The sequence below is a fragment of the Oscillatoria sp. HE19RPO genome (genome assembly GCF_024220515.1).
Taxonomy (GTDB): domain Bacteria; phylum Cyanobacteriota; class Cyanobacteriia; order Cyanobacteriales; family Laspinemataceae; genus Laspinema.
This window is the reverse complement of record NZ_JAMXOT010000231.1, coordinates 19,781-32,700: the sequence shown is the minus strand read 5'-3', so window position 1 is coordinate 32,700 and position 12,920 is coordinate 19,781. Positions and strand designations below refer to the sequence as shown.

Sequence of the window (12,920 nt, the reverse complement as noted above, 5' to 3'; positions counted from 1 at the left end):
ACGTTCAACTGAAAGGAAGGTATGTGTCGGAGTAAATGCTTGCGCCCTCCGGAGGGCGCAAGCATTTACTCCGACATTGACGGGGCTACTCTGTTGATCTACAAACGAACGTTTTGGAGATTTTATTTTTTGGAGTTCCCATAAGGAATGGGAGCGAAGATTCTACATTGATTTCTGTTTCAGTATTTTGATAACGAGAGGCTATCCTGCCGGTATTGTCGGCTTTCAGCAGTTTTCCGTTTTTCAGTGAGATGGAATGGAATGGTTCGGTTTGAGTTCGCACTGAGGCCAAGGGGGGAATATAGCTCTCACGGTAGCCCAGATCGTACATCAATGATCTCTACTATCTATAAGCGGTGATCCGATGTTCGTGCTGTTAGTTTGTTCGGTTATCTTATATGCAGCATTGATGCAATGTTTATTCTTGAGACTATCCGTCACTTTGATCCTTACACCCGTAAATTTAAGGGTTATTTCTCACCCTTGACTCTTGGATTAAAAAAGCGACTGCAATTCCCGTCGAATCAGAACTCCCCGAGAGGCTGCACTGGAGCAACCCGCGCTAAACGCAGATTCATACCATCTTTTAAGACATTTTTAAGCAGCATTTGATACCTTTTTAACCTTTAATTTTTTCTTAAACAAAACATAAACCGATTGCATGGGGATAGGATTAGATTCGAGGGACAAGACCCCGTACTCTCTTTCTAAAGCCCGGAGTCAAAGCAGGCTCTTATTGGGTCAAGAAACCTGGGTTTTTGTCCCTGATACCAAATCCGGTTGGTAAAAGTCGATTTTCGTTTTTAGCCCGCGCAGGCACCGCTTCGTCCGTATAGCCCCAGGTTTAAGCCTGCGGGTTTTTATAGACCTTTGACAACCGGATTCCGTATGAGTTCTCAAGCTGTACCAGCCTTCTAGGCAAGCGTGTCAAATCCTGTGAACAAACTTGGTAAAATTAGATACCAAAGTCCGGTTATCATGCAATTTACGGATGAGTAGAATTCGATTTAGGTATCACCGGGCCAAAACCAACTAGCACATCTAGCCAAACCGAGGATAAATTGAAAGGGATATAAAGTTAGCGTGGAACCCTTGTAACTTTGGCAACTCTTGCACCCCGCCCCATTCAAAACCTACCCATCAATATGCCCCATACTCTCTCTAATCTGTTAGAACAAGCTAACGAAGCCGCAAAACAAGAAGATTGGCAATTGGTGACCCAATGTTTGGAAAAACTAGCCACAATCCCAGGGACATCTAAAGTTGAATCTTTACCCGTTTCCACGGAGCAACCGAACGAGCGATCGCCCCATCTGAATCCCTCTTCTCTACTCGGTTTGGCGGATCAAGTTTTAGAATACGGTGATTTTCAACAACGATGGGAAGTTGCCAAACTATTCCCTCGTCTGGGAACCGAGGCGATCGCCCCAATGTTGGGGATTCTGGCTGATCCCGATGCCGAAGTGGAATTGCAATGGTTTGCGGGTCGAATCCTGGCGGAGTTTAAGAGCCCAGAGGCGATCGCCGCCTTGATTCAATTACTCCAGAGTCCAGAAGAAGAATTAAGCTCAATGGCAGCCACTGCCTTAGCTCAAATGGGTGAACCGGCGATCGCCGCTTTAACTCAGCAGTTAGCCGACTCCACCACCCGCGCATTAGCAGTGCGCTCTTTAGGGAAAATCCGCAATCCCCAAATTATCGAACCCCTGTTGAGTGTGGTGGGCGATCGCGACCCCCAGGTGCGTTCCGAGGCGATCGCCGCCCTGAATAGCTATGATGACCCCACTCACGCCCAGGTCCTAGTGGAATCCATCCATGACTTCCATGCCTCCGTCCGTCGGGAAGCCACCATCGGCTTAGGATTATGCGCCATGCGACCCTCATACAAAAACCAGACTGAGGAGATCTACCGGGCGATCGCCTCGGAAATCGAGGAACTCCTCCAGGAGCGTTTGTGGGACTTTAACCCCGGGGTCACCCATCAGGCGGCGATTTCCCTGGGACGGGTGGCAACGCCGAAAGCGGCAGCCTGCCTCGATGAAATTCTCGACTCCCCAGCTACTCCCATTCCCTTACAAATTCATGCGGTTCGTGCCTTAGCTTGGATGGGAACTCCCGAAGCCTTGGAGTATTTAGAAAAAGCATTAGTCAGTCGCGAACAGAATGGCTTCAGTCCCGAAGTGATTGCAGAAATTGTCTCCCTCCTGGGACGGGTCCAAGTGCCCCAGTTGAAGCCGAAAGCGGCGCAGATGCTGATTGAACGGTTAAATAGCAAGTCCAAAGTCAAGGGGAAAGACTTGATCCGCAGCAAACAAGCGATCGCTTCGGCATTGGGTTATCTCGGACAAAAAACTAGCATAGAACCCCTGATTCAACTGTTAGCCACCTCGGAGGCGGGGGTTCGGTTTCATGCGATCGCCGCCCTGAAACAGATTGCGCCGGATCAAGCCTATCGGCAACTGCTGGACCTCTCCCATCAACCCACTGCCAGTCCCTCTCTCCAACAAGGGGTGGCGATCGCTTTGGAAGAATGGGTAAAAAGTTAGGGAATTCTGACAAGGGGCGATCGACCTGGGTTTGCCCATGAGCCATCCTCTGTGGAACCCTCTGGGCAAGGGATTCCCCAGAGAACACCCCTGCGCCTTTCCCCCCTTTCCAGGGATTTATTCATGTGAATTTTGCATGAGTTACAAAGTATTTACGCATAAACCCCCGGTTTTTTGCAGCGATCGCTACAAAACCCACCGCTTGAGGATGAGATTTGTTGAGAGATTAAGATGCAGTTAACAAAGGCGCGAATCCGAACCAACCGCGGCTCAAGTCGGATTCGTTCCTAGAATTTCCTCTGACATTCAGGACTTACATTCAGGACTATCTGCAACCCATGATGTCTCAACTCTCGTCAATCTTCATCCTGACTACCCCACTCCTTTTGGGGCTCAACTTACTGGGCATCGGGGCGCTTGAGGCTGAACCTCTCCCCTTAAATCATTCCCCCACCCCATTCAGCGAACCCGGGGACCCAGAACCCTCGGCGATCGCCCCCCCTTCCCTGGAAAATCCTAGGGATGAGACAACTAACCTTCTGCAACAAATTGACTTCTATTCCCAAGGGAATCTGGAGTTAGGTCCTTTAGAACAAGTCAACTCAGTTTCCGAATTCACCGACGTTAGTCCCAACGACTGGGCCTTCCAAGCCCTCCAGAACCTAGCCTCCAAGTACAATTGCCTCTTGGGGTATGGCAATGGAACGTTTCAGGGCGATCGGGCGATGACCCGCTATGAATTTGCCGCCAGTTTAAACGCCTGTCTCGAAGTCATCACCGATCGCATCAGTGAACTCGACTTCAACACCGGCGATCTCGACCTACTCACTCGCTTAACCCAGGACTTTTCTGCCGAACTTGCCACCCTCCGGGGTCGCGTAGACAACCTGGAACTGCGAACCGCTGAAATCGAAGCCAATCAGTTCTCCCCCACCACGAAACTCGCCGGTGAAGCCGCTTTCATCCTCGCCGATGCCTTTACCGATGATGCCGACGCCGAAACCGTCTTTAGCAATCGCGTTCGCCTCAACTTCGTCACCAGTTTTACCGGACGAGATAACCTATACACTCGCCTGGAAATGGGCAATATCGGCCCCTCCTTTCAGCCCGTCTTAGGGACCAATGAAGGGCGTTTTGCCTTTGATGGTGCGAACAATAACACCGTTACCCTCAACCGCTTGCATTATTTCTTTCCCGTCGGCGACAACCTCAGCGTGCGGATTTTCGCCAATGCCGGAGGGCATCAATTTTATGCCAATACCCTCAACCCCTTCTTAGAATCCGGGGGCGGTGCCACCGGCGCATTATCCCGCTTCGCCGAACGCAATCCGATTTATCGCTTTACCCTGGGCGGGGCCGGTTTAGGCGTTAAATATACCCTCGGCAATAATTTAGAAATTAATGCCGGTTACTTAGCCACTGAAGCCAAAACTCCCATATCAGGCGCTGGTTTATTTAATGGCAACTATTCTGCCCTGGGACAGATTGTTTTTGGCAGTCGATTTCAGGTCGGTTTGACCTACATTCATGCTTATGAAGGAACCTCTGCTCCCCGATTTGGTTACGGTGGAACGGGTACAAATTTAGGGAATCTTTCCCCAGCAGCCCTGAATCCTCTCAGTCCCTCCTTGCGAGCAACTCCCGTCGTTAGCAACTCCTACAGTGTCAATACCTCCTTGCGAATTACTCCGAATTTAATTGTGGGTGGGTGGATTGCTAAAACCGATGCGGAACTGATTGGAGTGGGAGATGCTGATATTTGGAATTATGCCGCTACAGTGGTTTTACCGAATTTAGGAACTCCCGGTTCTTTTGCCAGCTTAATTGTCGGGGCTGAACCCCATTTGACCGATTTGGATGTACCGGGAAATCCAGATTTTTCTAAAGATACTCCCTTTCATGTTGAAGGGCTTTATAAGTATCAAATCACTCCCAATATTTCCCTAACCCCCGGCTTGATTTGGTTGACGGCTCCCAATCAAAATAATGACAACAGTGATGTTTTCATTGGGACATTCCGAACCACATTTACGTTTTAAATTACCCAAATTCTCGAAAAGTGGCGAGCAGAACCGGAGCATTTAGGAGACTTTTTTACCCCCAAAAACCCAACCCTTCTACATCATCCGGTCCCCTCTCCTGATCCAAGGGGAGGGGATGAGAGTGGGGTCTGGCCCGGAAGAAATTTGCCTTGTCGGTCCCCTCGCTGAAGGGGTTGTCCCGAACTCCGATGTAATTGAGCGCAATATCAACCCAAGGATAGAGAAAATCCCGGAAAATCTGGTATCAATTTGTACGAAAAATTTGAAGGTTTTCAGGTAATATAAAAAATGCGGAAAAATCTTATTTATCTCTCCATATATGCGCCTAGAGCAGTTACAAGCTTTTATGGCAATTGCTGATACGGGTAGCTTCCAACAAGCCGCCCGTCGATGCGGGGTCACCCAATCTACAATTAGCCGTCAAATTCAGTCTCTTGAATCAGAACTGGGCTTGCAGTTATTTCATCGCAGTGCTCAGGCCAAATTAACGTTGCCCGGAGAGCGATTTTTCCCCCATGCCCGGAAAATTTGTCAGGAATGGCACACCGCCCGAGAGGAACTGAGCAATTTATTAGAAGGAAAACAACCGGAACTCTGTGTCGCTGCAATTCACTCGGTTTGTGCCTATTATTTACCTCCTATTTTAAGAAAATTTTGTCGGCAGTATCCAGAGGTTCAGTTGCGGGTGACGGCATTAGGAAGCGATCGCGCTTTAAAAGTCCTCAAAGATGGCCTCGTGGATCTGGCGATCGTCATGAATAATCGCCTCCTAACCTCTAGTGCAGAAATGGTCGTTGACATTCTCTTCAATGAGTCAATTCAAGTATTAATGGCAGCCACTCATCCCCTGGCTCAATATGACCCCGTACCCTGGCAAGAATTAGCGCGCTATCCTCAAGTTGTCTTTAAAGATGGTTATGGAATGCAGCGGTTGGTTCAAGATATCTTTGCTAAATACAACCTGACTTTGCGGGCGGTGTTGGAGTTAAATACTCCCGATGCATTTCGTGGGGTAGTCCAGGAGGGGGAGATGATCGCGCTGTTGCCGGAATCGGCCTTAGTTGAAGCCCGTTGCGACCCAAAACTTGCCATTCGCTCTCTACCCCCGGTCGCTCAAATGGATTCCCCTGGCACCCCCTCCCCATTGAATGGAATTTACCCCACAGTGGCTGGGGATTTGGGGTGGAATCGGCAAGTGGTGATTGTCACAACGAGCGATCGCCTCCAAATTCCCCCCATCCAACACTTTTGGCAACTGGTTCATGACTTTTTGCCCCTCAAAGTGGCATCGGGTTAAAAACTGGAATTGTTACTCTATTTCTGTGATGTTCGTTTGAACTGATTCCGCACCCCCACTCCAGATTCCCCGGTTTTTTCCCGTTTATTCCCCCTTTATTCCCCCTCTCACTCATGAGTACAGCGTTCAGAGAATTTGTCAAGAAAGTCGGCAGTGGTCCCCACACCAGCCAAAACCTCTCCCGTACAGAAGCCGCCGACGCAATGCGGATGATGCTTGTGGGGGAAGCGACCCCGGCACAAATCGGTGCATTTTTAATCGCTCACCGCATCAAGCGTCCGACAGGGGAAGAATTGGCGGGGATGCTGGATGCTTATGACGAAATCGGACCAAAACTGGGACCGATCGCCACCTCGTCCCCGGTAATGGTCTGGGGATGTCCCTACGATGGGCGATCGCGCACGGCACCCGTCACGGTCCTGAGTGCCATCCTCCTCGCCAGTTACGGTCAACCTGTACTCCTCCACGGCGGGGATCAAATGCCGACTAAGTATGGCATTCCTTTTGTGGAAATTTGGGATGCCTTGGGGGTGAGTTGGCGGAACATGGACCTAAGACAACTCCAGTCCGTTTTGCAAACCACCGGAGTCGGATTCCTCTATCTTCCCAAACAGTTTCCCGAAGCGGAGGGTCTGGTTCCCTACCGGGAACAACTGGGGAAACGACCGCCAGTCGCTACCTTAGAACTGATTTGGTCTCCATATCAAGGCGATCGCCACCTCGTCGCCGGGTTCGTTCATCCCCCCACGGAACTGATGTTTCGCGATGCTTTAGGATTACGCGGGGACTCCCGCTTGACCACAGTCAAAGGATTAGAAGGCAGTTGCGATTTACCTCGGGAACGCACCGCCATTATCGGATATAGCAATCCCTCCGAGACTTCCCCCCCACCTGCTACCTCGGAGTCTGAGTCTCCCCATGCCGATCGGTTCCACCGCCTGCTTCTGCATCCTCGGGACTACGGATTTACCCCGGAAAATCCCCCCTTCCAATCCGAAGCGTTCCCGGCCCAAATGCAAGGAGTCCTGCGGGGTGAACCCAGTGAACTGATGGAGTCTGCCGTCTGGAGTGGGGGGTTTTACCTCTGGCATTCTGGGGTTGTGGGAGACTTAATCAGCGGCATTAATCAAGCGCGGGAAGGGTTTAAGAGTGGTCGAGTTGCTGCTAAACTCCAGGAAATTACTCAAGCGGTCAGTTCGCGATCGGTTTTGGATTAGTCATTTGTCATTAGTCATTTGTCCTTAAAACCTAGCCCTGTCAAGGTGTATTGATTTGTAGGGGCGCAATGCTTGCGCCCAAAAGAGGGCGCAAGCATTGCGCCCCTACAAGAAATAACGATTTTTCGTGATTAAATTTACGTCCTGAATTGGGCGCAAGCATTGCGCCCCTACAAAAAATAAGGATTTTTTGTGATTAAATTTACGTCCTGAATTGGGCGCAAGCATTGCGCCCCTACAAGAAATAACGATTTTTCGTGATTAAATTTACGTCCTGAATTGGGCGCAAGCATTGCGCCCCTACAAGAAATAACGATTTTTCGTCATTCAATTTACCCCCTTGACAGGGCTAGTCCTTAAAACCCTACTAAATGATGAGCAAATCCAGTCCCAGCAATCCCCAACTCGCGGCCCTCCTCCTCGCTGGAGGCCAAAGTTCTCGCATGGGGGAAGATAAAGCCCAAATCCTCTGGGAGGGGAAGTCTTTACTCCAGCGCGTCTGTGAAGTGGCCTGTCACTGTGCGTCCCAGGTTTATTACATCACCCCTTGGCCAGAACGCTATGAGTCTATGCTGAGTCCGGAACATCTCTCGGGACGGACGGTCCAGGCGCTGCCAGAGACGGATCACAAAAAGGGTCCTTTAGGGGCCCTTTGGGAAGGGTTGAGTCAGATTGAGGCGGAGTGGGTGTTGGTGTTAGCTTGTGATTTACCGTTATTAGATCCGGCGATCGTCCAACAGTGGGCCGATCAACTGCCTAATCTACCCCCGCAGAGTCTGGCTTTGGTTCCGCAGCAGGGAACGCTTTGGCATCCGATGTGTGGATTTTACCGGCGATCGGGTTTAGAACCGTTGGGGCAGTTTCTGGAGGAAGGGGGGCGATCGTTTCAACGGTGGTTACCCCAGATTGGGGCTACTCCCCTGGAGGTAGGCACTGCCGAATTCCGGATGTTGAGAAATTTTAATACCCCCGGGGATTTGCACAGCCCTAGTCTGGAGTAGTGTCCGGATTGTCGCCCTGAGGCGATCGCCGGGAGGTTTGAGGGCAGAAGTACCTTTAATCCTGGGGGAGAACCCCGGAGAATAGGTTTATTTTATTCAAAATTATCCATTCGATGATAAATTATAGGGCGGATCCGATACCGGACCCTCCCCCGAATCTAAGCCCTTAAAATCCAGGAATAATTCTTTGGAAAGATTTTAGAATCGTTGCTTATAATTTGTAGAGGAATCTTTACGATTCTCTACATGGTTCTTCATGAACCTTAATCAACCCAGTCTTTCAAAATTTTGAACCATGCCCCGGATACTCGTCATTGACGATGACCCTGCAATCTCAGAATTAGTCGCCGTCAATCTGGAGATGGCTGGCTATGAAGTCAGTCAAGCCGAAGATGGCATCAAAGGTCAAGCGCTTGCACTGCAACTGATCCCCGATTTAATCATGCTCGATCTGATGCTGCCTCGGGTGGATGGATTCACCGTATGTCAACGGCTTCGTCGTGATGAGCGGACTGCCGATATACCCGTCCTGATGCTGACAGCTTTAGGTCAAACCCATGATAAGGTCGAAGGTTTCAATGCAGGCGCTGATGATTACCTGACTAAACCCTTTGAAGTTGAAGAAATGCTTGCACGGGTGAGAGCCTTGTTGCGACGCACCGATCGCATTCCCCAGGCTGCCAAACACGCGGAGATTCTCAACTATGGACCCCTGACTCTCGTCCCCGAACGGTTTGAAGCCATTTGGTTCGATCGCACGGTCAAGCTGACACACTTGGAATTTGAACTGTTGCACTGCTTGTTGCAACGTCACGGCCAAACGGTCTCTCCTAGTGAAATTCTCAAAGAAGTTTGGGGATATGACCCCGATGATGATATCGAAACGATTCGGGTTCATGTTAGGCATCTGAGGACGAAACTCGAACCCGACCCTCGACATCCTCGCTACATTAAAACGGTCTATGGTGCCGGTTATTGCTTAGAGTTACCGAGCACTGCACCGGCTAATGAAAACCCCCAAGCCGTATAGTCTCACCCCACAAGGAAGGAAGAACCGGATGGGGAGTTTCGGCTGTTTAAACTCCCTGAAGTTCTACCCTGTGGGGTGATACTACGCTTTGATCCCGGTCGGGTCATGATTCTAAAAACAGAAAAACGCTCCCCCAAACTGCTTAATGTCGCGGGAGAGCGCTCTTTCTAACAAATTCCAGAAAGACTGATCGTCCGGATCAGCTTCAGGATGAGTCCCAACAGAATCCAACTTTCCCGATTCATCGGCTTTAGCTGGATCCTGTGATGGGCGGTTCTAGGGGGCTAAGGCGTTACCCCGCAGCAAACTACCAATGGTTTTCGCAGTAATCTTCATCTGCACGAAAGGATTGGCGGGAACGACGGTTTTATACAGATAGCTGTCAAACGTCATGCGCTGAACATCCATATCGGCACACATTTCCACAAAGGCTTCCCTTGTGGCATCGGTGCGATAGAACACCCGTTGCAGGATATCCAATACTGCATAAGTGATGCCGTATTTCTTATCCCAGCGCTTCAGGTAAATTTTCAGTTCCTCTTCTGTGGGAACGCGGGTCCCGCCTTCGGAAAACTCGACGATGGTTTCGGCGCACATCCGAGCGGATTTGGCTGCAAAATAAATCCCTTCCCCAGATGATTTGGTGACGGTACCTGCGGCATCTCCGACGAGGGCGACGCGACCGACCACTCGACGCGGACGCGGATGTTCCGGAATCGGGTGGGCTTCCACTTTGATGATTTCGCCCCCTTCTAGCCGTTTGGCGGCCCGGGTGCGAATGCCAGCTTGCAGCTTTTTGATTAGAGCTTGGTTGACTTTCATGGTGCCGGTTCCCACGGCGACATGATCGTATTTGGGGAAGACCCAGGCATAGAAGTCGGGGGAAACGTCGGTTCCCACATACATTTCTGCGAGGTCATTGTAGTAGGCCATTTTGTCTTCCGGGAGGCGAATGCGCTCTTGGAAGGCGATCGCGTAGTTATAGTCCCCGGCATCAATGGCTTTGGCGACGCGAGAGTTCGCTCCGTCAGCGCCAATGACCAGATCCACTTTTAGGGTTTTTTGGGTCCCTGCTACGGAGCCATCGGAATGGTCCGCATAGTGTAAAACATAGGGGTCCGTATTGTTTGTGGGAATATCCAGTTTGTGAACGGTACCGTTAATCAGGTTTGCGCCTAATTTTTCAGCGCGATCGCGCAGGAATCCATCGAGGATTTCCCGGCGACACATCCCAATATATTCTTCTTGTTTTTCTAAATTGATATCGACTTCGATATTGGACGGGGAGATCATTTTCATTTTTCTCACCCGACGATCGATGATGTGATCCGGCAGATCAAACTCACTCACCATACATAAGGGTATGGCCCCGCCACAAGGCTTCGCATTATCCAGCTTGCGCTCAAACAGGTAGGTCTCAATCCCTGCTTTTGCAAGCGTTTCGGCAGCAGAGGAACCAGCCGGTCCCGATCCAACAACAGCAACCCGTAGTGCCAAAGAAGTTCTCCCTATCTGTCACGGTTACGGAAAGCAATCGTATCACGGACTATCCCCTTCTGGTCGGGTCACCCCCCTATATGTGACGAAAATGAAACAGAGCTTAATATTTCTACATAATTAGCCCGCTTTGGCGGATGCTGGAATTTAGTCCAGGTAAAAGAATAAACTTCGACGTAAAATAAGGGCCATCTTCCCTGGGACAACATGAACTCGAATGGACTGGATGCGCGGCTGTTCCTGGATTCACGACGGTTGAGGGCGATCGCGATCGCCTCGATTACCGGCTACCAAAAACACCTTTCCCCTCATAAAGGCTTTTCCTGCGCTCATCGAATCCTCTACGGTGGAGACTCCTGTTCTCAATACATCAAAACCGCCGTGGCTCAAAGGGGCTTATCCGAGGCGATCGCCTTATCTCAACACCGATTTGCCGCCTGCAAGGAAGCGCATCACATTCTGCGGTCCCAAGTTTGTGCCACCGCTCAACCTCAAAAAAAGCCCAACCGTTCCAGTCCTAACCGGACCCGAGATTGTGCCTGTAGCGAATTAAACCCCGGAGTCGGTTGCGATGCCTGTACGGACAGCTTAGAATGCCTCAACCTCTTGGATTGTTGTGGTGGAATCAGTTGCAGCGACTGTAATCCCCTGGAAGATAGCGCCCTGGATTGTTCGAGTGCCGACTGCGACTTTGGCAGTTGTAGTTAGTTGTAGGGTAGTGAAATGTAACTACAGCCAACACTCTCAATCCGGGTGAGTGATGCCATTGCTCTAGCTCGTGACTCCATCTTCCTGATAACCGTCACGTCTGTTCCCCGGGGGCCACCCCGGAACCCACAATTCCTGTCTAAAACGGAAGCATCTCAATTTGGCCTAAAAACCGAGCGGACCTCTCCGGTGGCCCTCTCCTAATAGCAGAGGGAGAATCAGGAAATTTTTTATGCACCGGAGGGGGGAATAAATCTCTTTCTCCCCCTTCCCTCTGAGGGAAGGGGGCACCGGGGGTTAGGTCTCTTGGAAAAATTGAGATCCTCCCTCTAAAACAGACTTTAAACTTAAGGAATAATGCGTTAGTCCCTCAAGAAAAAGAATCCAAAATCTTTTTCTTGAGGGACTAACTTACCCTAATTTACCTTGTTCTAACTTGGGATTTTTCGGAATGTTTTATACCCCCATCCGGCTGAGAGATTAATCTTTACCCGTGATGTTTTCAACGGCGTTCTTAACCTGCTCAGTAAAGGAAGTTGCCCCGCTGGATTTGGCATCTTCTGGGGAAATCATTTTATCTTGATCCGCAGTTCCTTGAACGGCATTCAAACCGGGATTTGTTTCATCAACCTGATCGTTCATGGTATAAGGATCATCTCCGATCGCTTTGAGGGATTTCTCCTCAATCTTCAGCATCTGATCTTCACCTTTCGTCGGGCTGCTACTCGCTGCATAAGCAGGGAAGGCACTGCTGAAAAAGAGTAGGGCAGACACGCAGACTGCGACCAAAAAGCGTAGGGGACGCAAAGTCGGTAATTTTAAGCTGATAGACGGCATATTATGGTTCTCCTGGTCTAAAATTTCCATTGGATGGGAATTCGGGGGTTGCAGGTCTTGCACCCTCTCGGCCTCCCTTATCTGAGTTAAGGTTATCAAGGGATTGTGCCTACATACATCAGCCTTAAGATATAGATGGAGTAGTAAATTCAAAAGGGCGATCGCTGCTTTTCTCTTTGGACAGGTGACTAGAGGAATTTATCACACCTGTCCGGTTGTGACTGGGGATGGGCAACTTCAAAGTTATCTCGTCCGGGCTATCCCCAGGTTGCATACTCCGATCGATCCCCAGGCGATCGGGTCGAGCTTTCTCCTGAGGGTTAACCTGTTCTATCTTATTACCACGCTCGATGATTGCCTCTAAGCCGAATCCTTCAACCTAGGGCTTAAAACTCCAATTAATTGAGTTGAGATTACCCCATCAATCCCGATGATAATATCTGGAGATGAGCCGTGGCTCGATGGGTTGGGTAGGGGAATAAGTTCGGCAAACTCAGTACCCTACCTCTGGTTATCCTAAAATCGCAGATAGCGAATAGGTAATCCGTGATAGTTCCAAGGGTTGAGAGATGCTTTTGTCAAGGATTAAAAATTGTACAAATGATTAAAGCGCTCTATAGTACAGTGATATGCAGATATCCTCTGGAAACCACCGACAGAACTTATGATCTTCACAGGGATGTCAATCCGATATGATAGGAGCCGTTGATGGACTGCCCCTGCGATCAAGGCAATGCGTAAGTCC

The 12,920-nt window shown here is 49.9% G+C and carries 9 protein-coding genes; 7 read left to right on the top strand and 2 right to left on the bottom strand.

The window, feature by feature from the left end; all coding sequences use genetic code 11:
- Positions 1-1,145: 1,145 nt before the first annotated feature.
- The 6 genes from NG833_RS20380 (at position 1,146) to NG833_RS20355 (ending at position 9,133) form a co-directional block, all read left to right on the top strand.
- Positions 1,146-2,546, top strand: a complete 1,401-nt coding sequence (locus tag NG833_RS20380) for a HEAT repeat domain-containing protein (protein WP_254567106.1) — start codon at positions 1,146-1,148, stop codon at positions 2,544-2,546.
- Between the two features lie 338 nt (positions 2,547-2,884).
- Positions 2,885-4,585: an iron uptake porin gene (locus tag NG833_RS20375; RefSeq protein ID WP_254567105.1), complete on the top strand. Its 1,701-nt coding sequence runs from the start codon at positions 2,885-2,887 to the stop codon at positions 4,583-4,585.
- Positions 4,586-4,907: 322 nt separating this feature from the next.
- Positions 4,908-5,885, top strand: coding sequence for a LysR family transcriptional regulator (locus tag NG833_RS20370; protein WP_254567104.1), 978 nt, complete (start codon positions 4,908-4,910; stop codon positions 5,883-5,885).
- Between the two features lie 113 nt (positions 5,886-5,998).
- Complete coding sequence (locus NG833_RS20365) at positions 5,999-7,102, top strand: anthranilate phosphoribosyltransferase family protein (protein WP_254567103.1); 1,104 nt, start codon at positions 5,999-6,001, stop codon at positions 7,100-7,102.
- A 371-nt stretch (positions 7,103-7,473) separates the two neighbouring features.
- Entirely contained in the window at positions 7,474-8,103 is a 630-nt protein-coding gene (locus tag NG833_RS20360) for a molybdenum cofactor guanylyltransferase (protein ID WP_254567102.1), read from the top strand.
- Between the two features lie 295 nt (positions 8,104-8,398).
- The gene (locus NG833_RS20355) at positions 8,399-9,133 is read left to right on the top strand and encodes a response regulator transcription factor (RefSeq protein WP_254567101.1); all 735 of its coding nucleotides are present in this window, start codon (positions 8,399-8,401) and stop codon (positions 9,131-9,133) included.
- A 276-nt stretch (positions 9,134-9,409) separates the two neighbouring features.
- Here NG833_RS20355 and chlP read toward each other — a convergent pair whose 3' ends face one another.
- Positions 9,410-10,630: a geranylgeranyl reductase gene (gene chlP, locus NG833_RS20350; protein ID WP_254567100.1), complete on the bottom strand. Its 1,221-nt coding sequence runs from the start codon at positions 10,628-10,630 to the stop codon at positions 9,410-9,412.
- Between the two features lie 207 nt (positions 10,631-10,837).
- Here chlP and yidD point away from each other — a divergent pair, with 207 nt between their 5' ends.
- Positions 10,838-11,338 carry a membrane protein insertion efficiency factor YidD gene (yidD, locus tag NG833_RS20345; RefSeq protein ID WP_254567099.1) on the top strand — a complete coding sequence of 167 codons (501 nt, stop codon included), beginning with the start codon at positions 10,838-10,840 and terminating at the stop codon, positions 11,336-11,338.
- Positions 11,339-11,818: 480 nt separating this feature from the next.
- On the opposite strand, the gene NG833_RS20340 is transcribed toward yidD, so the two are convergent.
- The gene (locus NG833_RS20340) at positions 11,819-12,238 is read right to left on the bottom strand and encodes a low temperature-induced protein (protein ID WP_254567098.1); all 420 of its coding nucleotides are present in this window, start codon (positions 12,236-12,238) and stop codon (positions 11,819-11,821) included.
- Between the last annotated feature and the right edge of the window lie 682 nt (positions 12,239-12,920).

Coding starts and splice junctions, on each gene's coding strand:
- NG833_RS20360 (WP_254567102.1), top strand. CDS start 7,474: ATGATGAGCAAATCCAGTCCCAGCAATCCCCAACTCGCGGCCCTCCTC.
- NG833_RS20355 (WP_254567101.1), top strand. CDS start 8,399: ATGCCCCGGATACTCGTCATTGACGATGACCCTGCAATCTCAGAATTA.
- NG833_RS20370 (WP_254567104.1), top strand. CDS start 4,908: ATGCGCCTAGAGCAGTTACAAGCTTTTATGGCAATTGCTGATACGGGT.
- yidD (WP_254567099.1), top strand. CDS start 10,838: ATGAACTCGAATGGACTGGATGCGCGGCTGTTCCTGGATTCACGACGG.
- NG833_RS20380 (WP_254567106.1), top strand. CDS start 1,146: ATGCCCCATACTCTCTCTAATCTGTTAGAACAAGCTAACGAAGCCGCA.
- NG833_RS20365 (WP_254567103.1), top strand. CDS start 5,999: ATGAGTACAGCGTTCAGAGAATTTGTCAAGAAAGTCGGCAGTGGTCCC.
- NG833_RS20375 (WP_254567105.1), top strand. CDS start 2,885: ATGATGTCTCAACTCTCGTCAATCTTCATCCTGACTACCCCACTCCTT.